The organism is Microcoleus sp. AT8-B5, from assembly GCF_036705565.1.
In the GTDB taxonomy this organism is placed as follows: Bacteria; Cyanobacteriota; Cyanobacteriia; order Cyanobacteriales; family Microcoleaceae; genus Microcoleus.
Genome location: NZ_JAUBUY010000040.1, coordinates 17806 through 39713, shown reverse-complemented (window position 1 = coordinate 39713; position 21908 = coordinate 17806). Strand labels below are relative to the sequence as shown.

27 protein-coding genes are annotated in these 21908 nt (G+C 44.1%); 20 read left to right on the top strand and 7 right to left on the bottom strand.

The genetic code is table 11. From position 1 onward, the window contains the following. Window positions 1–384: 384 nt before the first annotated feature. From ltrA to QUB39_RS22810, 11 genes are all read left to right on the top strand, one after another. Window positions 385–2127 carry a group II intron reverse transcriptase/maturase gene (gene ltrA / locus QUB39_RS22860; RefSeq protein WP_333058051.1) on the top strand — a complete coding sequence of 581 codons (1743 nt, stop codon included), beginning with the start codon at window positions 385–387 and terminating at the stop codon, window positions 2125–2127. A gap of 144 nt (window positions 2128–2271) precedes the next feature. Then, complete coding sequence (locus QUB39_RS22855; RefSeq protein ID WP_333212068.1) at window positions 2272–2976, top strand: GIY-YIG nuclease family protein; 705 nt, start codon at window positions 2272–2274, stop codon at window positions 2974–2976. 1192 nt (window positions 2977–4168) lie between these two features. Further along, a complete protein-coding gene (locus QUB39_RS22850) occupies window positions 4169–5479 on the top strand; it encodes a hypothetical protein (RefSeq protein ID WP_333058055.1) in 1311 nt (436 codons plus the stop codon). 228 nt (window positions 5480–5707) lie between these two features. Then, entirely contained in the window at window positions 5708–5842 is a 135-nt protein-coding gene (locus tag QUB39_RS22845; RefSeq protein WP_333058056.1) for a hypothetical protein, read from the top strand. Further along, window positions 5823–6080 (top strand): DUF6173 family protein, encoded by a 258-nt coding sequence (locus QUB39_RS22840; protein ID WP_333058057.1) that lies wholly within the window; start codon window positions 5823–5825, stop codon window positions 6078–6080. The genes QUB39_RS22845 and QUB39_RS22840 overlap by 20 nt, the downstream gene beginning before the upstream one ends. A gap of 88 nt (window positions 6081–6168) precedes the next feature. After that, on the top strand, window positions 6169–6525 hold the full coding sequence (locus QUB39_RS22835) for a hypothetical protein (protein WP_333212071.1): 357 nt from the start codon (window positions 6169–6171) through the stop codon (window positions 6523–6525). Beyond that, window positions 6497–6673 carry a hypothetical protein gene (locus QUB39_RS22830; protein WP_333212073.1) on the top strand — a complete coding sequence of 59 codons (177 nt, stop codon included), beginning with the start codon at window positions 6497–6499 and terminating at the stop codon, window positions 6671–6673. Before QUB39_RS22835 ends, QUB39_RS22830 begins: the two co-directional genes overlap by 29 nt. Window positions 6674–6739: 66 nt before the next feature. Further along, window positions 6740–8686, top strand: a complete 1947-nt coding sequence (locus tag QUB39_RS22825) for an AAA family ATPase (RefSeq protein WP_333058059.1) — start codon at window positions 6740–6742, stop codon at window positions 8684–8686. Between the two features lie 193 nt (window positions 8687–8879). Then, window positions 8880–9650, top strand: a complete 771-nt coding sequence (locus QUB39_RS22820; protein WP_333212075.1) for a hypothetical protein — start codon at window positions 8880–8882, stop codon at window positions 9648–9650. 176 nt (window positions 9651–9826) lie between these two features. Further along, the gene (locus tag QUB39_RS22815) at window positions 9827–10009 is read left to right on the top strand and encodes a hypothetical protein (protein WP_333212077.1); all 183 of its coding nucleotides are present in this window, start codon (window positions 9827–9829) and stop codon (window positions 10007–10009) included. Window positions 10010–10211: 202 nt separating this feature from the next. Beyond that, a complete protein-coding gene (locus QUB39_RS22810; protein WP_333058061.1) occupies window positions 10212–11021 on the top strand; it encodes a peroxiredoxin-like family protein in 810 nt (269 codons plus the stop codon). A 136-nt stretch (window positions 11022–11157) separates the two neighbouring features. Here QUB39_RS22810 and QUB39_RS22805 read toward each other — a convergent pair whose 3' ends face one another. Next, entirely contained in the window at window positions 11158–11409 is a 252-nt protein-coding gene (locus tag QUB39_RS22805) for a hypothetical protein (protein WP_333058062.1), read from the bottom strand. Between the two features lie 337 nt (window positions 11410–11746). Between QUB39_RS22805 and QUB39_RS22800 the strand changes: the two genes are divergently transcribed. Continuing rightward, window positions 11747–11899, top strand: a complete 153-nt coding sequence (locus tag QUB39_RS22800; RefSeq protein ID WP_333485167.1) for a hypothetical protein — start codon at window positions 11747–11749, stop codon at window positions 11897–11899. Window positions 11900–12103: 204 nt separating this feature from the next. Here the strand turns inward: QUB39_RS22800 and QUB39_RS22795 are convergent, their stop codons facing one another. The 6 genes from QUB39_RS22795 to QUB39_RS22770 form a co-directional block, all read right to left on the bottom strand. Next, window positions 12104–12325 (bottom strand): hypothetical protein, encoded by a 222-nt coding sequence (locus QUB39_RS22795; RefSeq protein ID WP_333058064.1) that lies wholly within the window; start codon window positions 12323–12325, stop codon window positions 12104–12106. A gap of 86 nt (window positions 12326–12411) precedes the next feature. After that, a complete protein-coding gene (locus tag QUB39_RS22790) occupies window positions 12412–13044 on the bottom strand; it encodes a hypothetical protein (protein ID WP_333058065.1) in 633 nt (210 codons plus the stop codon). Window positions 13045–13151: 107 nt separating this feature from the next. After that, a complete protein-coding gene (locus QUB39_RS22785) occupies window positions 13152–13472 on the bottom strand; it encodes a hypothetical protein (protein ID WP_333058066.1) in 321 nt (106 codons plus the stop codon). 326 nt (window positions 13473–13798) lie between these two features. Next, on the bottom strand, window positions 13799–13966 hold the full coding sequence (locus tag QUB39_RS22780) for a hypothetical protein (RefSeq protein WP_333212080.1): 168 nt from the start codon (window positions 13964–13966) through the stop codon (window positions 13799–13801). A 108-nt stretch (window positions 13967–14074) separates the two neighbouring features. Further along, on the bottom strand, window positions 14075–14215 hold the full coding sequence (locus QUB39_RS22775; protein WP_333058067.1) for a hypothetical protein: 141 nt from the start codon (window positions 14213–14215) through the stop codon (window positions 14075–14077). Between the two features lie 129 nt (window positions 14216–14344). Then, the gene (locus QUB39_RS22770) at window positions 14345–15088 is read right to left on the bottom strand and encodes a siphovirus Gp157 family protein (protein ID WP_333058068.1); all 744 of its coding nucleotides are present in this window, start codon (window positions 15086–15088) and stop codon (window positions 14345–14347) included. Window positions 15089–15592: 504 nt separating this feature from the next. On the opposite strand from QUB39_RS22770, the gene QUB39_RS22765 reads away from it, so the two are divergent. The 8 genes from QUB39_RS22765 (at window position 15593) to QUB39_RS22730 (ending at window position 21447) form a co-directional block, all read left to right on the top strand. Continuing rightward, complete coding sequence (locus QUB39_RS22765; RefSeq protein WP_332979205.1) at window positions 15593–15814, top strand: hypothetical protein; 222 nt, start codon at window positions 15593–15595, stop codon at window positions 15812–15814. 228 nt (window positions 15815–16042) lie between these two features. Beyond that, a complete protein-coding gene (locus tag QUB39_RS22760) occupies window positions 16043–16405 on the top strand; it encodes an HNH endonuclease (RefSeq protein ID WP_333212083.1) in 363 nt (120 codons plus the stop codon). After that, on the top strand, window positions 16383–16616 hold the full coding sequence (locus QUB39_RS22755; RefSeq protein WP_333058069.1) for a hypothetical protein: 234 nt from the start codon (window positions 16383–16385) through the stop codon (window positions 16614–16616). The genes QUB39_RS22760 and QUB39_RS22755 overlap by 23 nt, the downstream gene beginning before the upstream one ends. Window positions 16617–16861: 245 nt before the next feature. Beyond that, entirely contained in the window at window positions 16862–17230 is a 369-nt protein-coding gene (locus tag QUB39_RS22750) for a hypothetical protein (RefSeq protein ID WP_333212085.1), read from the top strand. A gap of 19 nt (window positions 17231–17249) precedes the next feature. Then, complete coding sequence (locus QUB39_RS22745) at window positions 17250–18575, top strand: hypothetical protein (protein ID WP_333485166.1); 1326 nt, start codon at window positions 17250–17252, stop codon at window positions 18573–18575. Further along, window positions 18568–19080, top strand: coding sequence for a hypothetical protein (locus QUB39_RS22740; protein WP_333212538.1), 513 nt, complete (start codon window positions 18568–18570; stop codon window positions 19078–19080). The genes QUB39_RS22745 and QUB39_RS22740 overlap by 8 nt, the downstream gene beginning before the upstream one ends. Window positions 19081–19129: 49 nt before the next feature. Further along, window positions 19130–19903: a mobilization protein MobD-like protein gene (locus QUB39_RS22735; protein ID WP_333212540.1), complete on the top strand. Its 774-nt coding sequence runs from the start codon at window positions 19130–19132 to the stop codon at window positions 19901–19903. Window positions 19904–20280: 377 nt separating this feature from the next. After that, window positions 20281–21447, top strand: coding sequence for an RNA-guided endonuclease TnpB family protein (locus tag QUB39_RS22730; protein WP_333058073.1), 1167 nt, complete (start codon window positions 20281–20283; stop codon window positions 21445–21447). The last annotated feature ends 461 nt before the right edge of the window (window positions 21448–21908 follow it).

Below are 21908 nucleotides of genomic sequence, written 5' to 3'. Positions count from 1 at the left end.
GGTAACTGTCGAGTAAGAATCCATGCGTAGCATAAGCAAAGATATGTTTGAACCATCGTTATGTCGAATGGTGTAACGGCTCTCATCAAGTATAAACCCGTTGAGAAACACGGTAAAGACTGATTAACACCAAGCCAAAAGGTAAGGATAGGGTATAGGCGATTGTTGAATCGACCTATAAGCATTACCCAGAAACCCGGTGGATAGTATCACGCTAAAGATTCAAGAGTGTGTAATCGGAACGAAGTAATCCTTTTAAATCTCTGGAGAGGTCGAAATCCAGTAAGTAGCTAATGAATGATTTAAAGGGGCGGGATTGTATCAGAAGCGAAGGCTTTACCGTAATGGTAGAGATATGCTGACAGATACACGGTAATTCCAAAGATGGAGTTTTTAGTAGCAATGAATATGTCTAAAACGCTGAATAATCAGACGGTGGAATGGAAAGACCTTAACTGGCGCCAGCTAGAAAGGGTAACTTTTAAGTTGCAAAAGAGAATCTATCAAGCGAGTGAACGTGGCGATGCTAAAGCAGTTCGCAAACTTCAAAAGACTTTAATTAGGTCTTGGTCAGCAAAATGTCTCGCGGTACGTCGGGTAACACAAGACAATCAAGGTAAAAATACGGCTGGTGTGGATGGTGTGAAAACATTGACCTCAAAGCAACGTACAACCTTAGTTAGTCGTTTGAAACTTACTGGAAAGGCAAAACCCACTAGAAGGGTAATGATACCTAAACCCGGAAGTAATGAAAAACGATCATTAGGAATACCCACAATAGACGACCGTGCATTGCAAGCGCTTGTAAAAATAGCGTTAGAGCCTGAATGGGAGGCAAAATTTGAGCCTAACTCATACGGCTTTAGACCAGGGCGTTCTTGTCACGATGCGATAGGAGCAATATACAACAATATCAGACAGAAAACCAAATATGTGCTAGACGCTGATATTGCCAACTGCTTCGACCGCATAGACCATAAAGCACTTTTAGACAAGGTAAAAACATACCCTACTCTGAGGCGGCAACTGAAAGCATGGCTCAAGGCAGGAGTGATGATAAACGGCAATTTCTCCAATACTAATGAGGGTACACCACAGGGAGGTATCATATCGCCACTGTTGGCTAATATTGCCTTACATGGTATGGAGGAACGGGTTAAGCAATATGCGGAAACACTAAAAGCAAAAAGAGGGGATAAGGTGAAAAACCGTAAATCCCTTAGTTTAATCCGATACGCCGACGATTTCGTGATAATGCACGAAGATTTAGAAGTAGTACAAACCTGTCAAAAGATAATTGCACATTGGTTAAGTGACATAGGACTGGAGTTAAAACCAAGTAAGACAAGACTAACCCACACCCTCAACGAAATAAATGGAAATGTTGGGTTTGAGTTTCTAGGGTTCCATGTTCAACAGTACAAAGTAGGTAACTACAGATGTGCCAAAAACGGACACGGAACCAAGCTAGGATTTAACACACTAATCACCCCCTCCAAACCGAAAGTCAAAGCCCACCTAGCCAAGATAGCCGAGGTAATAGATTCCCATAAAACCGCCCCACAAGCTGCTTTAATTAGCAAGCTGAACCCAATCATTAGGGGTTGGTCAAACTATTATTCCGCACAAGTTAGCAAGGCAACCTTCTCAAAGGTAGATATGCTAACCTATCAGAAATTAAGAGCCTGGGCAAGAAGCAGGGGGAAAGGTAACATCAACAAGGACAAATACTGGCGAACAGTAGGCAACCGAAATTGGTGTTTCAGAACCGAAGATGGACTAGAATTAAACCGACACTCAGACACGCCAATTGTAAGGCACGTCAAAGTCAAGGGTAATTTTACTCCGTACAATGGAGACTGGATTTATTGGAGTAAGCGAAGAGGAGAATACCCAGAAACACCTACCAGGGTGTCAAAACTAATCAAGCAGCAAAAGGGTATTTGTCCTCACTGTGATTTGTACTTTACGAGTATAGATATTGTAGAACTTGACCACATTAAACCAACATCATTAGGTGGAAAAGATACCTATGATAACCTTCAAATTCTACACAAGCATTGTCACGACACAAAGACGGCATCAGATGGTTCCCTCCACAAGAACCATGACGATAAACCGTTTTAAATCGTATCCATAACAAGGATGGAATTATTGAGGAGCGGAATGAAGCGAAAGTTTCACGTTCCGTTCTGAAGGAGAGATAGGGGTAGCAATGCCCTTATCGACTCTAACATCCAGCTTAAGGGTGAGGAATTGGAGCAACTAAAAGTGCTGTGGAAAGAATACGGCGCACAAAATTACGGCATTCCCAAAGACTTGGTAAACTTTCGATGGCAATTGAAAGGATTGTTGGAATCAGAGGGATCTCGCTCTTATCAGTTTACCGACTTGGGTAAAATCCCCGTCGGCGCGCTTCCCCTGGGACTGTTCAACAAAGTCCAAGAACCGCTGCTGCTATCGGAGCTGGCTTCATTGGAAGGCTCTGTAGAGATTGCTTTATCTGCGAGGTTATCTTGTTTAGAAGAACGGAGAGCTGATTGGCTAATTTATCGAGCACAGCTTCGTCGGATTCTGGTGAACTCGCTCTACTTCCTTGAGGTCAAAGCGAGCGGCAACATCTTCTATAAAATTGGGGTAACAACTCGATCGATCTCCGAACGCATCGCCGAAGTGCAGCGGGATGTCAGAGCGCATTACTCGGATGTGGTTGTCAATTTGCTAGGATTGTGGGAACACCGGGGGAATGTGGAACTGTACTTCAAACACCGATATCAACCCTTTAATTACCGCATTGGCAAGCTGACGGAGTATTTTGCGTTTCCTGATGTTAAGGCTGTGCTGAATGATTTGTACGGGATGGAAGCCAAAGTGCTGAGTGAGGTTGAGGTCGATGTTTTCAGCTTGTACGATCGCCCTCAAAAAACATCCGGGAAAAAAGCATCTCTAAAAATAAATAGGAGCAAGCAAGGTTGAAACAGGTACAGCATTTATTATTAGTTGCTGCCCGACAATAAGAATGAAAGCTGCTATTGAGATTTCCTCTATTTACAACATTTATTATTAGTTGCTGCCCGACAATAAGAATGAAAGCTGCTATTGAGATTTCCTCTATTTTTGGTACTTCTGCGAAGGTAATTTTAACACTCACACCTCTCTTTGTTATTAATTTCATCTAAATAGCCAGCAGATTGATTTATCTTGTACTTGGACACAGGTCACGGCCAGTTGGCGGTTTATGGCGCGCTTGTAGCTCTCTTCTTCAGAAATCCGTTGTAAGGTGGTGGGATGGCGGAAATATACCACACCGCAGACACCATCTATGCTCGTGCTATCCTCGGCACAAGGTTTTTCTCCGCGCCCTTGTAATCCCCACGTCATTTTTGTTTGCCTGCCATCTTCCCAGCGCAAAGTCCTTCCTCCGCCTCCAGCCCAAGAAACTGACTCATAGATGCAGGGAAAGCTTAAGTTCTATCAGGTCTCGGCGAAGCAACCAACAGGAAACAGATGCTCCCTCAATTCGGCCTGCGCGTGCAGGTGTGACAACCATGCCCAGTGCTAGAATCGGTAGGAAAACCGACAAAGTTTTCAAGTTTTTATCCACGGTTAACATATTCGGAAATAAGCGGAGTGTCAGGCTTAGCAAGCTCTATTGTCACCATGACCAATCTATTACCAAACTTGTTGCCGATCGCCACTAATACGCCAATTTTTGGAGAAACCGAACCAAACCCAACACGCCCCCCATGCCCCCAATCTCGAAGAGTGCGGTCGCTACACTTTATATGCACGCAACCTGCGCCCCCATTGCATCGGCAAACTAAGTAATTATTTCGCGTTTCCCAATGTCAAGGTCGTGCTGCAGGGTTTGTACGAGATGAAACCCAAAGTGCGAGCGTGATTTTGAGTTGGATGCGCTCGGCGATCGGGATGGAAGATGATGTGAGTCAAAATTGAGAGAGCAGCGGGTTAGATAAGTGCGTAGAAGGCGTAGCCATCGCCCCAAAAAAGTGGAAACAAGGTCAGTGCTTACCTTGATGGTTAGATAAGTGCGTAGAAGGCGTAGCCATCGCCCCCAAGTACAGGCATTAACCGTTACACCGTAATTTAAAAACCAAAAATCTATTGTAGCATGGTACACTACATAAATTACTCAGGAAACAAATATATGTTATCAAGCAACTATTTACAGAATCCAAAGCTTTACGAAGAACACCAACCTAATGAGCCGATACTATTGTATGAAGGTGCTGCAACAATTGTTCAAGAAAGTAATGTTATTGAGGGAGAAGCAACTGTAAAGTTTGCATGGTTTCCCGCCCCACATACCAAATTTGAATTTATTTATGCAAATCAAACAGACTTAGAATCTGGGCAAGTAACTCTCAATCTGAGAGAAATAGGAGTCATAACAAAACCCTACCCTTCAAAAATTACAAGTAACGGAACTCGCAGCCGAATTGAGATTGCTGGATTTTTTAATGAGCCAGTTATTGTTGGCACGAAAGTAAAAATAAAATCCTTGCTCTTTCATTTAACTAATATTCCCTTTTTTACCGCCCATGCTTGTTCTCAACGGGAAGACGACCCCGGATGGGATTGGGATTTAGACACTTGGTTCGGGCAGTTTGTTTACAAAACCGATCTGTGGCGGATAGTGCTGGTAACAATGAACAACGCACCAGAGACAAAAGAACTGCTTGAAGAACAAGGAGGTTATGCCTTCACCCATGTGTGCAAATTGGAACGAACTGACAAAAGCCTGTATAGCCTGGATGAAGCCCGCTCCCTCTTAGAAGCCTTTTCAGAATATCTTTCTTTCGCACGAGGAATAAGAGTCGCTCCCATATTTTTGACCGGTTATGATGAAGCAGGAAAGCAGGTCTGGGAAGAGTGGCCCACTCTGGTCGAAGCAGACCCTTGGCAAAATGGCTGTATCTGGTTTGACATTGATTCTACAGAAGTGGTTGATATATTCCCAGGGTTTATGCGCCGCTGGCAAAATGATAATTGGCGCGAGCTAGTGCAAGAGTCAATTCACTGGTATTTAGAAAGCAACAAGAAAGCGGGTGGCATAAATGGTTCAATTGTTTTGGAGCAAACAGCTTTGGAAAGGTTAGCGTGGGTGTTTTTGGTAGAAGAAAAGAGGAGCATCAGCGCGCATGGATTTGAAAAAATTCCCGCTGCCGATCAAATTAGATTGTTGCTCTCGCAACTGGGGATTGACTCGTCAATACACCACCGTTGGACTGATTTGGTTCAGCAGTCAAAGGAATACAACTGGGTTGATGGGCCGCAGGCAATTACCGAATTGCGAAACGCCATAGTTCATCCCAGAAGCAAAGAGCGCAAGAAGGCAAGCCGTATTTCTGACAGTGCCAAATATCAAGCGTGGCAATTGGGCCTGAATTACCTGGAACAAGTTTTGTTGAAGCTCTTTGATTATCCCTGGCAACTTGATTGGGACGACAGCGAATGAGCGAGGAATCTTGCGATAACGCAGTTTACCCCTTCAAAGTGGTGGTGCATTCTTTCCCCCAATACCGCCTATTCCTTTCCCGACGCGCTTGCCAAAACAGTGCTGCAAACCGTACTTTCTGGGTTCGGTAGTCCGCAAACTAATTTTTTCACCACAGATATAATTGATTGATTAGTCAACATCACAGTACAGGTTGACTTATAGTTGTGGTGACAGTAGAGGAAATAGATGGCGCTTTCTAACACACAGAGTTCTCAACAAGAAGTTCAAAAATTGGTAGCATTATCCCAGGCTAATTATGCCAGCCAGTTTTACGAACACCTAGCTAATTTGATTATTGATTTTGACTTCTTTGTTGGATAACGAGCATGAAGTTGGGGTTAGGCTCGTTAATTTTGGTCAAACAGTCGTGTTTTCTCTCGAAGACATGAGGTACTGCGATCCTTCTCTGATATCTTTTATCGGTCGCACTCAAGAGGGGCAACCCGTGGAGTTAATCCAGCACGTCAATCAAATTAGCATTCTCTTGATGAAGTTACCTCGTCAGTATCCGACCGAACCCAAAAAACCCATTGGTTTTCGGGTAGAAGAAAGAGAGTGAGATTCAGATTCCTCACTTCTATTAAAGAACTACTCAATGCGGTTTCTACACTTTCCTTGCACTTAGAACTACTAATATCAAGTAACAAATGACAGTTAAAGCTATTTCCGCCACCATCCTTCTAGGTGCAATTGGGCTTCATGTTTATCAGCTACCCGACGGCGGCTACAAGGTTGATGCGATTGGGGTTATGGGTGCGGTGGACAAAAAGGGCAGCGCATTAACTAAGTTTCTCGCTGGGAAATCGGCTTTAGCTTTGCCTTTTGGCAGATACAATTTTACACAAGCCCAAAGCATTCCAGTGGAAGGTAACGCTCAATTAATCAAGCCTATTCCCATTGCATTAGCTACGGCATACTGGCTCAATGAAGCAACCTTCATGCAACGTGAAAGCTCAAGCTTTGGTTCAAGCCAGCATGGCAGAATCCATCGAACGGCGGGCTGACGCAGCATTCAGCCACAAGCGCACTGAAAGAGAGTACAATGTGCGGTTTGGTAAATTCGTTGATTCGGTTATGTTGGAGAACCGGCAAGAAGTTATCGAGCGGCGACTTCCGGGTGATGACTTGTACTTGCCAGATGGGATTAACTGAGCAAAAGTGCGATCGCTCCTACAACTACGCTAGCTTATTGATTAAAGTTTGCCCCGAAACACAGTTATGTACATCTCCCGTTTCCAGCTACTTAATTACAAATCCTTCCGGGATTCTGGGGTATTAGAATTCCAACCCGGCATCAATATTATTGTGGGAGCCAACAATTCAGGAAAAACAGCGGTGCTGGAAGCTCTGAGCCTGAGCTTTGAGACAAGCCCGCACCGCAGTATCGCAACGCTTCCGCAACCCAATTCAACGCCGATCCGAGAATCTACCGCTAAATTAACTTTAATCTTCACAAAAGCAGAAATCCATCGCCTCTTCGATGATTTGCCAGCTAACCACTATGTAGAATTATCTTGTGCTAGCAATTCGTATTTACCTGCAGCCGAACTGCTTACTTTATTTCTAAATTGGATGGACAATCCCAACGATGTAGAGTTAACTGTTCCTAAATCGACCGGAAGTTCAGTAGAGCGGAAGGACATTTCAATAAAAGATTTAGATCCGGCTATTGAATTAACGTACTATCAACCCAACCAAATGCCGCTCGGATTTTCAAGGCACCGAAACAAAAATTTTATCAAAAAAGACGAAAGCGGTCGTTTTACATTCGATCCAGAAACTAATCAAACAGACTCTAGCTATAGAGGAGAAGATTTTTTCGTAACACTTTTTCACAAATTCAGAAGCTGGGTTTCTCAACTTCAAGCCCAGCGGTTCGTTGGACAATGCTCTGTCGGAGACAATGAAGAGCTCAATTCAAACGCTTCAAACTTGGCCGAAGTTATCCATTTATTGCAGTCACGAATTATTAAAAAAAAGCTGTACGAGCGTTTCAATCAGTACGTCTCTACCATGTTTCCACAGTTCGGATTGGTTTCAGCTCGAATTCTGGAGAAGCAGATCCGTCATGGGCCGAACCTTGAAATATTAATTTGGCCCACAAAATCTGTCGAAAGTGAGAGAGAAGACTTGGCATTTTCTTTGTCGGACTGCGGGACTGGTATTGGTCAGGTGTTGGCAATCCTTTACGCGGTAGTGACCTCGCCGCAGCCCAGACCCATCGTAATTGACGAGCCCCAATCTTATTTACATCCAGGGGCGGCTAAGAAGCTGATAGAAATCCTCAAAGAGTTTCCGCAACACCAGTATTTTATTACCACTCATTCGGCTGAGATTATTGCTGCTGCCAATCCCTCAACTATCGTGAAGCTTCGATATGAGGATGGCGAAACCCAAGCATCAACGATGAATGCGCGAGATATTAGGGAACAGCGCTCTCTTTTAGCTGAACAGGGGGTGAGTTTGTCTGATGTTTTTGGTGCCGACAGCATTCTCTGGGTGGAAGGGCCCACCGAGGAGCAGTGCTTTCCGCTCATATTGTCCGAGCTAGTTCCAAAACTCTTGACAGGAACCAAAATTGTCAGCATCAAAAACACGGGGGATTTATTGGGAAAGAAAGCTCACTTTGCTGATGTTATGTTTGACTTATATAAGCGCATCAGCGGTGGGAATAATTTGTACCCTCCTGCTGTAGGTTTTGTCTTCGATAAAGAATGTTTGTCGGAGTCGGATATTGAGGATTTAGAGAGAAGGAAGCCGCATCCGATTAAATTCATCAAAAGGCGGATGTATGAAAATTTTCTGCTGCATCCAGATGCCATAGCATTCGTACTCAATCAAGAAGATAATGAGCAAAAACAATCTCTTACCGGGGAAGAAATTGGAGAATGGCTCAAAAGCAATAAATTAAATAAGAATTATTTTTCAAAAACTTCTACTGAAGAGGATCTATCCGATTCCCAATGGGTTGACAAAAATATTGATGCAGCAAAACTTCTAGATGCACTATTTGCCAATTTCTCGGAAGCGCGGGTCGAGTTTAGGAAAATCAAACACTCAGTAATGCTTACAGAATGGTTGCTTGAAAATAACCCCGATAGCTTTGCTGAATTAGTCCAGTTTTTGCGAGGTATCCTTGATGCGGGTAAAGCAACCGTGTCTTGACGCGAGTGCGATCGCCACCAACACCCCCATTTGCGAGAAACTAAACCCAAACCAAAACCCCAACACGCCAGGCCCCAACTCCCCGAATGCGTAGGCGTAAGCCGAGGCGGAGCCATCGCTGTCTCCTCGCTCGCCCGCAATCCCCCCCTAGTCTGTGCCGTCCGAAGTCCTCCACTTCATCCCGAATTACCTAATGAATCAAAAAATCCCTGAAATAGATGAGCAAATTGCCCAACTTATAGCTAGCTTACCCAGCGATCGCCTCCTACAGCAAGCTAAGACACCAGCTCAGATAGAGGAATGGCACAAAGCAAGACAAACCCAGATTCTTTTGGCTGAGTGCTGGAAATCAAAGTGGCTTGTTAAGGACTATTACCCAGTTGAGGAAGCTGTAAAACGGCAAGAGATTTCTCAACGAAAAGCGGAGTTAATGAGCTGCTGCGTTAATGAGTACAAAGCCCGGTGGGAGCTTTGCGAAGTTGCCGAAAAATATGTCAAAAGACTCCACACCGAACTTCAAAACACGATTTCTGTGGAGCATTTCCCCCTGGCATCCGCCCATTCTTCGTACAAATTTTTTCACCAAGGTAGCCTGAGACAATATCCATTTCAATCAGCCTATGATTTATTTGCAGAAACTTTAAAAGAAGATGTGGATGGTTCTTTCTCTGTATGCCTGGAACCCTACTATGAGGTTCCGATGAAAAAGTGGAGGCAAGTAGGTAAGCAGTACACTCAACTTCTGAAGCAAGCCAAGTTGGATGGCACTTACCCACAACTTAAGAAGGCAGAAGAGCAGAGATTAAAAACAAACTTAGTTTGGCACAAAGTGGGTTTTTCTTGGATTGGGATGGTTCTGTGGACGTGCCAAATGGAGGCAAAAAATGACCCATTGCTCAGAAAGCAATTGGTTGCCTACAACAAATCGCTGTGGGAAGCACGCTCGTTTAGGAGTGTCAGCTAGCGGTAATTTGCACGGCTGGGCGTGGCACAAAGGGGAATTGCTTTGCACGCATAAGGCAGGCGGCATTTACCGCAAAGCTTAATAAAACTTCAAATCTGGATCGCATTGCCTCTGACGCTTGGGCTTCCCACCTATGCTGGATTGCAACACATTCAGAGAAAGGAGTCTTTTTCCTCATGTTCGACCCTCAAACCGCTATCGTTGTGTCAATTTTCCTTGGTGCTTTCATTGGTATAGCCAAGCTTCTGCGAGATCCAGGAATGCTTTTAGGGGGCTTGGCTGCTTTCGGTATCTATTACTTCTTGTTTTTGCATAACACCTTACTCGCCATTCTCAAGCAGGTGGCACTGGGTCGTTAGAGAATGGAGGTGTCTGTTCAGCTATGGCAAATTCCACCGGTGCTGCCCTGATTCGCTCGAATTTCGTGAAAAAAGAGTTAAAGCCTCTCAATCAGGTGATACATCAATTCGGAAAGCAGCCGCCCGATTTGATGTGAGTAAAGCATCTGTTCAAAAACTGATGATTTTCTACTTTCCCAATTCCTCAATAGATAATTAGCCGATGAATATCCATACCCTCTTGAGCCAAACCGAACGCCAACGGGTGAGCGATGGAGCCGTTTTACCGATCTTGAGCGGTTGCGAATCCTCTATGAGGCAATTGGTGCTGCTTTTGCCACAATTGGGAGATTTTGACAGCCTTGAATATGCTTGGTGGTTGCGGCGGGACGCTCAACGGCTTGAAGCACAAGGGATAGCAATCCGAGCTGTGGGAATTGGCTCACTCTCATCGGGTCAGCGATTCTGTGGTTATACAGGATTTCCTGCCGACTGTTTGTTTGTAGATCCCGCTGGTCAACTGCACCAACAACTTGACCTGTATCCAGGTTTATCGTTAAAACTACCCGGTTTATCGGCTGCTATGAATGCTTACCTCAATCTATTGTTCATGTGTTCCGGGATTGGTAGCCCTGGCACTCTGGCAGAAGTATGGAGAGGATATCGAGGCGACGCCAGAGCACCTCAATTAATTGGTGATGATGAAATTATCCAGGCTTTTCCTCTTCCAACTCTCAGAGGCTCTACTTTCCGGTGGGCAGGTGGTAAGGGTTTCCAGCGTCCATTTGAATTGGCAACTATGCGGCTGCGGAATATGACAGAAGTGCTGAGTCATTGGAAAACCTATGTTCCAAATGCTGCTTATCTCACTCAACGAGGCGCAACTTTCTTGTTTAATGCTCAGGGAGATTTAATTTACGAGCATCGAGATCGCGCCATCCTTGGTTTCGCTGCTGATATGAGCAATCCCCTGACATTTCTCTCAGAAATGGTGGCTGATGGAGACTCGCTGGGGCAGGGCGATATGCACTAACTACCGCCCTTATGGTGTGCGGCTGGCAGGGGGTAAGAGTGGTGGATAGCGAATGGGCATGGGCTTACGGATAGGGGGATTCATGCGATCGTACTCAATCCCATCATTGCTGCTGGCAATTTCTTGGTTACCATATTCATCCTGTTCCTCCAGAGCCCAACGGGAGCACCTCTCCTTTCCAATTGAACTCTACCCAACCATGTCGCCCCGGTTCTTCCCGCCCTTGTCCGTCAACTAGCAAATGCACAAAGTAAAGTTGATTGGTTGGCTCAATGCTACCAAGAAACCAGTTATCGTCAATCTCCGCCTTTACGTTAGCTTCATCAAATTGGATGCCAACTTGTGAAAGCGTAGCCATCGCCATTTGCCTTAAAGTTGCCCGATCCATCCCCTTTTCCTCGTGATTGAGAGATGGCGGCCGCAGCCACTCAAGCTGTGAACTTCCTCACCCCTAACATTAAAACTTACAACTTTATTCTTGTACTGCTATCCATCATTACCTGGCCAACGCAAGTTCCCCAGCATGGGTGGTGGATAGCTCACAGCCTCAAGGAGGGGTATCTAGAAAAGCTGTTTTCCATCTCAGACTTTACTCAAGATTTAGGTAGATTTAGAAAGTTTTGGAGCAGTTCAACTATTCTTTCAGAATCAAGTTGGCTGAGATCCCCAGGATTTATAAAAATACGTTGCTCATCGGCGCTCGGTTGAGGGAACACAAATCCAAAGTGGGAGCGCGAATCACCTGCATCGGCGGTGGAACAAGGGCGGGAGTTGGTGTTGGTGAGGACTTGGCGCGGGGGGTGGAGTCGGGAACGGGAATTAAAGAAGCTCCACAACAACCGCTTGCTCTGCCCTATCTGCAATCCCCGCCGCGGTAGGTGCAAACGCCGTAAACGTAGAAAACACAAAGGTTGTGATGTAGCGGTAGGACAAGATTAGCGATCTGCTGCGTCTGGCGAGCGAAGCAATGCAGTAAGCGAGACTATTGCTTAGGATAAGCTGAGCTGTCCGTCGCTGACTGCATTGCATCTTCGGTTGCGCCTTGAGAGTCCGTTACGCCACCCCGGATAAGATGCAGCAGGTCATCCCGTGCTAATGAAATAGGGAATCTTGGCAACTTCTTGCAGCCATATCCTGTACGGTGTGTATTCTCTAAATCCAAAGGGATAGCGCTCTTTTGATACCCATTTTTTAGCTAGTTTCCCTTCTATTGATTCTCCCAGGAGTAAGCATTGAGCTTCGTACTCTAAAAGAGCGTTGGCAATGCTATGGATGGCAGCATCTCTCCAAGTTGAGCGTTTCATGGGCTAACTCCGCGTTCGCTACACTATCAGTGTTTTTTATACCCATGCCGAGGCTGTAATATTGATACTTCCTCGGCATAGATAATTTAATTTTTCTCTAATTCCTGTTGTTGCTTCCTAGCTTCCGCAATTCTACGTTTGAGAGTTTCTATTGCCATCATCGCTGTGTAATTGCCCCGCTTAGCCAATTCTATGTAGCGATGTATCAATTCCTCGGTGACTTGTTGGTCTAGCCAATGCACTAACTCTACGGTTTGTTGGCGCGCTTGTGGATTCGTATTGCCGAACATCTCGAACATTCCTAACTTCTGCATCTGCTCGAAGCTCATATCTTCCAACGCTTTTATGGCTGCTTCAAACTCTTGTTGTGAGAAGGTGGGTAACTCATCGGAATGCTGCTGTAACAAGAAGTAATCGATTTCTTTGTACGCACCTACATACATCTTATTGCGAACGCAGTCGCATAAAATAGCGTGTTCTGGTAACTCATCATCGGAACCTAAGTTGTAAGGCTCTAAGTGAATTGCTAGAGTTATGTGTTCTATCAGTGGCGCATACACGGCGTAGTAGCTAAATGTAGCCATTGCTCTGCCATTACTCCATGTGGCTTTGCTTCCTTGGTAATAAAGAGCAAAGTATTGAGTGTTGTTGACTCCCACCATCCCCGGTAACATGGGTGGCATCGCTACGGGTAATTCGATGAAGTGTGTTCCTAACATGATTCCTCCTTGTTCAAGTAAAAGGGCATGGAAACGCTGGTTTTTTGCCCTTTCGTGTATTCAATATCTACCGTTGTTTCAGTCAATTCTCACCAACGAATTGCTCTTTATTTTGTTGTTATTTCATTTGAGTTACCTCCCAGATATCGGGGTGTTTTAAATGTTTGAATCCATTGGGCATCAACACGAACCATCATTTCTGATGAATCATTTTTGATGGCATTCAGCCAAGGATTTTTCGCATCTCTCAGAATCAACTCTACTTTAATAGACTGCACGAACACTTCAGGCGGAACCCGATTAGCTTCAATCCATACCCCATCATCAAACGGGTTGATTGGATAAATCATTTTTTTGAAGCTATACACATTGTCGTGATAGCAGTAGGGATACTCATAGCGCGATACCATCCGATTGGAATGAGACATGGGATTGTACTTTCTCTTCGGAGAAAATCTGCATATTTTATGACTCCATTAATCAAAGAGTGTAGTAGCTATCTAACAATCGAGCGAAAGAAAACAGCCGTTAGATTGATAAGCCAAAGTTATCTTTAGTTCAAGCCCTTCTGTTCTCAAAACTTTTTCTGCCTCATCCAACAGCTCAAAATAGTTGAACCAAACTTGAATGATGCCCTCAAGTTTATGATGCTTTAATGTGTATCATCGTCCGTGATGGGAAGGGTGACGGCATTTCACGAAGCAAGCCGTTCTGAGGAATGTGTGAAGGTTTCTGGTCATTTTTATGTGTTCTGTTATTCAAATAGGATGAGAGCGCTGCTTTCTTGGCGTTTCCCGTACTCCGTATCTACCTGCGTTCTCAACGCTTCAAACTCATCAAATAAGTCACTGCGAACGTACTTGGTGTTCTTTCTAGAGCTAAGTTTGTAATAGGCGTGTTGCCACTGGGCAAAGGTATTCAATGATGCTGTGTAGTGTAACCAATCGCAGTTATTGAGGTGCTTAAATCCCCATTGCTCATTCCTCCATTCGGTATTCGCATCTCTGCCAGGCCAGCATATATACACCGCTCATGGTAATCCTTTGAGTAGCACTATCTCGTACAAATTCCAAGCTTCTGTGTAGTGGTGGCAACTTTCTTCATTGATGCACTCTCCGCATTCATCTAAACCCATTTGAGCGCAATCTAAACCTAAAGTGCATGGTGTCACCTCTAACTTACTATTTTTTCTACACTAGCGGTAGCCATGATTTTGCCATTATTTTTGTTTCTATTTTAACATTTAAGCCTGACAATTTAGCTTTGTTACCCAGGATATTCTTAGGCTTTAATGCTAAGTCTAGCGGACTCTCAAGTGGGTTTCACGTTCTCCGAATTGTGCAATTTCCTGAGCTTCGATATCTCCTGATTCCAAAGCTTTGCGGATAGCGGAGTTATCGGCTGATACCTCAATGCGTTGAAACTGGGGAGGAAGTTGTGCTACTTCACAAGCGAGTTTGATGGGCAACACTCCGCCATTCTTGCTGATAGTTAAGTGGAAACGCTGTAAGCTCAGGTTTTTCACACCCTGGGATTCGAGACACTTCTTGAGTTGTTGCTTCATCCAATCAACCCGTGTGCTATCCGATGCTGCTAGTTTACTCAGGCGTTCTGCTTCAGCTTTCCGTTGTTTGCTCAGAGCGTGGCGGTTGGTGATGGCCGCGCAGTAATTGTCTACTTTGATGAGCCATTGGTCGTGGGTGTTATCGCGTTGTTCGAGTAGTTGTTGCACCGCTGCTTCTAATTCGGGTGTGATTTCTTCACCTTCGATGCTGTCGATTAGCTCATCAAAGTCCTCCAGTTCGGCGGTGAGTTGGTGTAATGATTTACCGCGCACTCGTTCTTTTTCTCGGTGAGCATCGCAGCGACTGGAGATAAGAGCGCGTTGCTCTGGATTCATGTGTTGCCACGCTTGCTGCACAATTGAGTAGGATTCAGGAGTATCCGGGGTGTCGTGCTGTGCTGTTAGTTGAGCTTTGAGGGCGGTCAGTGCTTCTATTCCCTGTTCTGATGCTGCTAGCAATTGAGTGCAAATGGCATCCAATAAGGAGGTGTTGGGCGCGTAGATTCAGTCGATGTAACAGATTCCTGGGAGGCAGGTAATTGCGTCTTCTTTCTGGGCCTGATGTTCTCACCATTGTTGTTTGCACCCATTGCGATAGCCATTTCGTTTTAGTTGTGTTAGTTATTAGTTATGTGTTATTAGGTAGTTTTTAAAATAATCAAGTTGCCCCAAGTACGGACTTGAGGCAGAATTTATTACAGGATGATAACCAAAGTCAGATTAGCCGCAACTAATTGAAACTGAGCTTCTGTCAGCCCTATTGTTTCGCCGTCTTCTGTCACAGCAGCAATCACTTGACCGCATATAGCAATCCTAAAGAATTCACAAAAATTTATACTTTATAATGGTTGTGGAGTATAATACTTGCATACTGAATCTCAGTGAAAAAAACAATATGTGTGAGCAACAACCTTTAAAAGAGTTAAGTGATTTTATCGATAGCAACCCCTCCTTTAGCGAGAACTGAAGCGAGCAATGTCCGTAATGATGTGGATTGAGGGGATGCCTTGTTCTAAAATTCAAAAAATATTAAATGTATCAGCAACATTTATCAGTCAATGCAAAATGAAATTTATCGAAAATGGAGTTGAAGAATTAAAACTGAAGTATCAAGGGTCAAAAGCATATCTAAGTCAAGCGCAACGCCGGGAGATTATTAATTACTTAGATAGTCAAGTGTATTTAAGCCTACAGGAGTTTCGGTAATATCAGGATTTTCTATCTTGAAGGAGTGAAAAAACTAATAGGATCTTGAGCTGTAGCGCCATTGGCGATCGCCGCCAACCCAGATTTCGAGCCAAACTAAAACCCAAACCCCAAGCCCGCCATGCCCTTGCCTCCCCGAATACGATCGCTTTTATGCCCGGATGAGACGGTATTCTGAGTAATGGCAACAAAAGCGATCGCCCTATAGAGAGATGAGCTTTGACGTTTATGGCAAAACCCAAAAGGTATCCAAAAAATTGGCGAGAGATTGCGTTATCCGTGAAAGAAAGTGCGCTCTGGCGCTGCGCTAAGTGCAATCAACAATGCCTCCGACCCGGTAAGAAAAGTGGCTTAACCAAATCCGAACGATGTTCCCTAACTTTGACAGTGCACCACCGCAACCGGATACCGGAGGACAACCGTCCAGAAAATTTAATAGCCCTTTGTACTGCGTGTCACCTTTCTTATCACAACCGCGGGCAATCCAACGTATCACCCGGGCAATTATCGCTGTTCCCCGATGATGGCATTGACTGGGATATGATGGATTGCTCTCTGGAATCGGCAATTGAAAATATCAAAGAATATTAAAGAATTAGCAGAACTGCTTCAACCCTTGCAGCAAGAAGATAAAAATCTGCACGGAACACGCGCCGATTCTCACCAATACAAACTGAGGCAAACGCTTGCGGAAGCCGAGTTGCAAAGTTTCGAGCGGCAACATCAAATCAAGCTGCCCGAAGATTACCGTACCCAATTTATTTCTTTGAAGCTCCAGAAATCCAGGCTCAACTTGAGTTAAACGAAGACAGGATAGTTATCAAAATCCATCTTTGGCCTTTCATATTAGCGCAACCTTAGCAGAGTTGCTCTTTGTAGGGAGGGCAAAGCAACCGGCAAAAAACGAGATGTTTTCCTTGCAAGGCAGCCTGTCCCCCGCCATTTGGAGGGGGCTATTTTAATTATCCAAAACCACCGGATTTGGTGAGGTCAGACTTAAACTGAAGCCAATACTATCATTTTATAACGTAATAAAAGCCAGCGTTTATGAAGAAAAAATCCTCAATACCAGATGCGATTCTGGCTATAGATTTTGGCGGCTTATCTACTAGAGTTTTCTGCCAAAGCTCGCAAGCAGGCAGTAAAGCAAACTCCTTTGTAATGGAATCGCAGGTGGGGCCAGTGAGCCAAGACATAGCCAATTGTTTCACACAACCCAACCTCGCATCAGCATCTCCCGAAAATATTGCTTGGGTGGCAATTGGTAATGAATGCCGAGCCGTTGGCTACCTAGCAGCAGCGCAATTCAATGCTCACATCGGTTTAGCGGGACTGAAGTACAGTAGCGCTTTGTACAAAGCACGCTTCAGCTTTGTGGGTAGTGTCGCGGAAGTTAGATTTAGGCAATCAATTTAGCGCTGCGATCTCCGTTTTCTTGCCCCCAGGCGAATTTAATGACTCCAAGCAATTTTTTGAGCTATTAAGTCAATACTCTGCTTCATTTGAAACACCCACCGGCAAGCTATCCGTCACCCTGGACAAAACCCAAGCTTTGCAAGAAGGTGGCGGCATTGCTTTGATCCACAACAGTAATTTAGGTTCAGCCTTCAAGCAGCGGGTAACTGCCTTTGTTATGGTAGGATGGAGCAATGCTTCGGTAATAGTTTCGGCACGCGGTGCTGTCGGTAAGGGCAAAACTTCAGACTTAGGAATGGTAAGGTTGGTGGATCTAGTTCAAGAGCGAACCTCTAACTACGATGCTTCCCGTTTGGCTTTATCAATCGCTTCTTCGGGCGTAAGCTACAACCGCCCTTACTTTTACCGAATTGCTCGGAATCGAGAGGAAACAGCTAAAGATCGAGAAGTTGACCAATTGATTGAAGCAGTCAAGCTGTCTCGCTTCGACTACGCTCGAATGCTATCTCATTGGATTAATGAAGTGCTGCCGCCCGATTTAGATGAAATTGTATTTTGCGGGGGGACTTCTGAATATATGAAGCCAGAACTGCGAAATCAGTTTTCTCATTATTCGCTATCTTGGCACGCAGGTATAACAGTGCCAAAAACACTTGACCCTGATGGTTTAGGTTGCCGCATAGCTGATGTTTACGGACTATTTTCTTACTTCAAATCTCAGTGTGAGGTACTGAGGCAAAGGTCTGTTGCGGCAACTTCTCAGAGGGCAGAAGATACAACTTCCACTTCAGGAGATGCTCCACTCCCTCCAACCGATCTACAGAGTGTAAAAGAAGGCGCTGAACAATCTACCAAGCCAAAATCTGAACAATCTACCAAGCCAAAATCTGAACAATTTACCAAGCCAAAATCTGAACAATCTACCAAGCCAAAATCTGAACAACCTACTCACCCCAAATCCGAGCCACCTACTAAATTAAAACTTGAGCAATTTACTCACGCTCAATCCGAGCAATCTACTGAACAAAAATTTGAGGAATCTACTGAACAAAAGACTGAAGATATTACTGAACAAAAATTTGAGGAACCCGCTGAACAAAAATTTGAGGAACCCGCTGAACAAAAGACTGAAGATATTACTGAACAAAACACTGAAATTGGCGCTCAACAAAAGGCTGATTCAAGTATCAAACATAGCTGCTTAGATGATTCTAACAAATTGAGTGATGAGCCGTCGTCCAATACAGAACCTTCATTAGAGGAATCAGAAGCAAACTTAGATGCAGCTCTCTTATTGGGAGGGCCCTACCGAGGTGCTGGAAAGAAGGTGAGGAATTATGCCTAGAAAACGCTACAAGGAATTTTGCTGGCGCTGTCAAGTTTTGCCAGATTCCGAAGACGCTATCTTGCTGTCTTACCTACAAAATCATCCTTTTTTTAGCTTCAAAGAAACGATTTTACCTCTGATAAAAGCGCGGTGGCTGTTAGCAGCTTTACGCAATAGCGGTAGTCATTCTAGTACAGACTTAGAGTATTTGAGGCGAGAAAGCATTAATTTTTTGCTCAGGCAGATAGATGAAGTTTGCCGAGATGCGGGATTTAACTGTACCGAGTTAGGAGTAATTGCCCCTGGTATTTCTTCGGGTTTAATTCCTTTAGCTACTTTCTCTCACTTGTCGAATCCAAGTACATCTATTGCTACGGAATTAACTGCCCCTGAGAGTTCAAATCCCGCAAGTTTGCCCGAAGAAAAAGAAGCAGAGGAATTTTCGGGAGAAGTTGAGTTTGAAAACAGCGCGTTTAACTTAGCTGGTTTCGATCCAGCAATGGTCGGGCCTAGCTTTAGTTAAAAATTATTAAGTCTTGAATAGAAATCGACATCCAGCAAGGAGGAATGAAATGACTAACATGATTCACTTGGTTGACGGCGAGAAAGGTGGCGTTGGCAAGTCGATGCTAACTCGGATTCTGGTTGAATTCAATCAGAAGTATGAACTGCTGTACACGTTAATTGATGGCGATTTTCAAAATCCTGACGTGCAGCAGCGCTATCCTGAACACAATGCAAAAATCGTAGCTTTAGTTGAGGATGAAGAGAAGTTTTTCGATATCGATATTATTTTTGAAACAGCAGTAGAAACTCCTGTAATTGTCAATTTACCAGCTCGGGTTTACGGCATTATCAACAAATGGATTGATGAAGCTAATTTAACTTCTCCCGATTTTAAAGAGCAGTCAGGAGTTGATGTATGCAAGTGGTTTATTTGCGGGGGCACGACGGACAGCATTGAAATGTTTATTGACTCTTTCAACTACTTTGAAGGTCAGCTCAATCACATTTTTGTCCGCAATTTTGGAGTTTGCAAAGATTGGTCGCACGTACAAAGCCATAAAGAAATGAACAAGCTCATTAATAATTACCGAATTCCTGTGGTAGATTTGCCGGCTCTGAGTGCAAGAGAGCGCAAGTTTATTGATACGAAGCGGTTGTCATTTTCTCAAGCAATGAAACACTCTGAATTCTTCTTGATTAGTCAGCAGCGATTGCATACTTTTCTGGAAGACTGTTTCCGTCTGATAGAAGATGTAGGTTTGTTTAACAACGCACCCAATCGCAATAAAAAAGAAGTTATCGCGCCCCATGAACTAAAAAAAATGAGGAAATGCAGATAGAAAATGAGCCACAAAATGAGTAACCAAATAAGCAACAGGTTGTAAAGTCTCAGGAGGCTGTAATTTGTAAAAAAGGTATAGCGGTTCTTGGTCAGGTGAGGTATATCCTTGAAGCTCAAAATCTTGACAATCAAGGGATTCAGCATACTTCACTAGGGTGAGAAAGGCTATATCGTAAGCTTTTAACTAATGCGAACGGGAAGTCCCGCACTCTATCCGCATCGGATGAGTGGCGGGATGAAAGTGAGTCAGAAAATAAATGGAGCGATATCGGATGAGTGGCGGGATGAAAGTGAGTCAGAAAATAAATGGAGCGATAGCGAATCAATAGAAATTCTATCTGCTATAATCTGATCAGTATTCCATAATCTTGATAAATGTATAGAGCCTACAAATACAGAATCTATCCCACGAGTGAACAAGAAGCCTTGCTTGCAAAGTTTTTTGGCTGTGCGAGATGGTTCTGGAACTACGCCCTAAACCTATGTCAAGAAACCTACAAGAATACTGGCAAGGGATTGTCTAGGGGGTATATACAAGGCTTACTTCCTGCACTCAAAAAAGAATATGAATGGTTAAAAGAACCATATTCCCAGTGTTTGCAAGTAGTAGCTTTGAATCTATCCACTGCCTACAAAAACTTCTTTGACAAGAGGGCAATGTTGCCCAAATTCAAATCGAAGCATGGTAGGCAGTCAATTAGCTATCCTCAAAATGTCAAGTTTGAAGGCAACTCTCTCAATTTACCTAAGATTGGATTAGTACATTGTCGGCTTCATAGAAGCTTTGAAGGGGGCATTAAAACTGTCACCGTATCTCGCAATTCCGACGGTAAATACTTTGCTTCCGTTCTGATTAATGATGGTAAATCTCATCCCAAATCACTGCCAATTGACAAAGCTGTTGGGGTTGATGTTGGCTTAACTCACTTGGCAATTACTAGCGATGGTTCAAAGTTTGATCGTCCTAGATATTTTGCCAAACGCCAAAAGAACCTAAAACGCAAACAGCAAAAGTTGTCTTGCAAAAAGAAGGGTAGTCAAAACCGTAAAAAAGCAAGATTGGCAGTGGCAAAAGTCCACTCCAAATTTGCTAGATGTCGTGAAGATTTTCTACATAAACTATCCCGCAAGATAGTAAACGAAAACCAAGTTATTGCAGTGGAAAATCTCAATGTCAAAGGCATGGTCAAAAATCCTAATCTAGCCTCATCGATTAGCGACGCTGGCTGGGGTATGTTCTGCACCATGCTCAAGTACAAGGCTGAAAGTGAAGGTAAAACTTATATCGAGATCGATCGATGGTTTCCTAGCTCAAAGACTTGCCATGTCTGCTTAAATCGAGTTGATCATCTCGCTCTTGATATTAGGGCATGGACTTGTAAGCATTGTGGCACTCACCATGACCGTGATGTAAATGCAGCGATCAATATTAGAAATGAAGCCTTGCGGATGCTGGCGTTAGGAACTAGCGCTTCAGCCTGTGGAGGGGATGTAAGTCGATCTGGTAAAACTTCGGTTTTGCTAGACGCCCCGCCCCGTTGAATCAGGAAGCCAGCGCTGTACCGCCTAAGTGGTCAGCGTCTGGTAGTTCACGAATCTAAATTAGGGCTTACACACACACTCTACTGATAGGGTGTGCCGAAACCAGCCCGCTGGCTGAGTGCAATCAACGCAGTTGTGTTATCCCAGGCGTTGGTTCTTAGCAATAAACGTTGCTTATTGCGTTTAAATTCTGAAAATAAGAAGATTGATCGATCGCCCGCTACGAGATTTCCAGGGTTTCAAAAACTTCTTCACCACTCCTGAACGGGCTGGGTGTGCCGAAACGCATCTTACTACAGGTAGTGTCTAAACCGATTTTACGTCCAGGAGGGTAAATTTTACAGTCGATGTATAATGCACTCGTTATGGGAGGGAAAAAATGTGAATTCAGACTATAAAACAATACGCTTGGGTTAGCGCTTTCAGACGAATTTTATTTCACTAATTTTTGGGATATAGAG

What these genes read in the sequence shown, in the direction of transcription:
- QUB39_RS22850 (WP_333058055.1), top strand. Translation starts at nt 4,169, where the DNA reads ATGTTATCAAGCAACTATTTACAGAATCCAAAGCTTTACGAAGAACAC.
- QUB39_RS22820 (WP_333212075.1), top strand. Translation starts at nt 8,880, where the DNA reads ATGAATCAAAAAATCCCTGAAATAGATGAGCAAATTGCCCAACTTATA.
- QUB39_RS22740 (WP_333212538.1), top strand. Translation starts at nt 18,568, where the DNA reads ATGCCTAGAAAACGCTACAAGGAATTTTGCTGGCGCTGTCAAGTTTTG.
- QUB39_RS22735 (WP_333212540.1), top strand. Translation starts at nt 19,130, where the DNA reads ATGACTAACATGATTCACTTGGTTGACGGCGAGAAAGGTGGCGTTGGC.
- QUB39_RS22790 (WP_333058065.1), bottom strand. Translation starts at nt 13,044, where the DNA reads ATGTTAGGAACACACTTCATCGAATTACCCGTAGCGATGCCACCCATG.
- QUB39_RS22785 (WP_333058066.1), bottom strand. Translation starts at nt 13,472, where the DNA reads ATGTCTCATTCCAATCGGATGGTATCGCGCTATGAGTATCCCTACTGC.
- QUB39_RS22730 (WP_333058073.1), top strand. Translation starts at nt 20,281, where the DNA reads ATGTATAGAGCCTACAAATACAGAATCTATCCCACGAGTGAACAAGAA.
- QUB39_RS22845 (WP_333058056.1), top strand. Translation starts at nt 5,708, where the DNA reads ATGGCGCTTTCTAACACACAGAGTTCTCAACAAGAAGTTCAAAAATTG.
- ltrA (WP_333058051.1), top strand. Translation starts at nt 385, where the DNA reads ATGGAGTTTTTAGTAGCAATGAATATGTCTAAAACGCTGAATAATCAG.
- QUB39_RS22830 (WP_333212073.1), top strand. Translation starts at nt 6,497, where the DNA reads ATGGCAGAATCCATCGAACGGCGGGCTGACGCAGCATTCAGCCACAAG.
- QUB39_RS22765 (WP_332979205.1), top strand. Translation starts at nt 15,593, where the DNA reads ATGATGTGGATTGAGGGGATGCCTTGTTCTAAAATTCAAAAAATATTA.
- QUB39_RS22810 (WP_333058061.1), top strand. Translation starts at nt 10,212, where the DNA reads ATGAATATCCATACCCTCTTGAGCCAAACCGAACGCCAACGGGTGAGC.
- QUB39_RS22805 (WP_333058062.1), bottom strand. Translation starts at nt 11,409, where the DNA reads ATGGATCGGGCAACTTTAAGGCAAATGGCGATGGCTACGCTTTCACAA.
- QUB39_RS22815 (WP_333212077.1), top strand. Translation starts at nt 9,827, where the DNA reads ATGTTCGACCCTCAAACCGCTATCGTTGTGTCAATTTTCCTTGGTGCT.
- QUB39_RS22760 (WP_333212083.1), top strand. Translation starts at nt 16,043, where the DNA reads ATGGCAAAACCCAAAAGGTATCCAAAAAATTGGCGAGAGATTGCGTTA.
- QUB39_RS22825 (WP_333058059.1), top strand. Translation starts at nt 6,740, where the DNA reads ATGTACATCTCCCGTTTCCAGCTACTTAATTACAAATCCTTCCGGGAT.
- QUB39_RS22835 (WP_333212071.1), top strand. Translation starts at nt 6,169, where the DNA reads ATGACAGTTAAAGCTATTTCCGCCACCATCCTTCTAGGTGCAATTGGG.
- QUB39_RS22795 (WP_333058064.1), bottom strand. Translation starts at nt 12,325, where the DNA reads ATGAAACGCTCAACTTGGAGAGATGCTGCCATCCATAGCATTGCCAAC.
- QUB39_RS22750 (WP_333212085.1), top strand. Translation starts at nt 16,862, where the DNA reads ATGAAGAAAAAATCCTCAATACCAGATGCGATTCTGGCTATAGATTTT.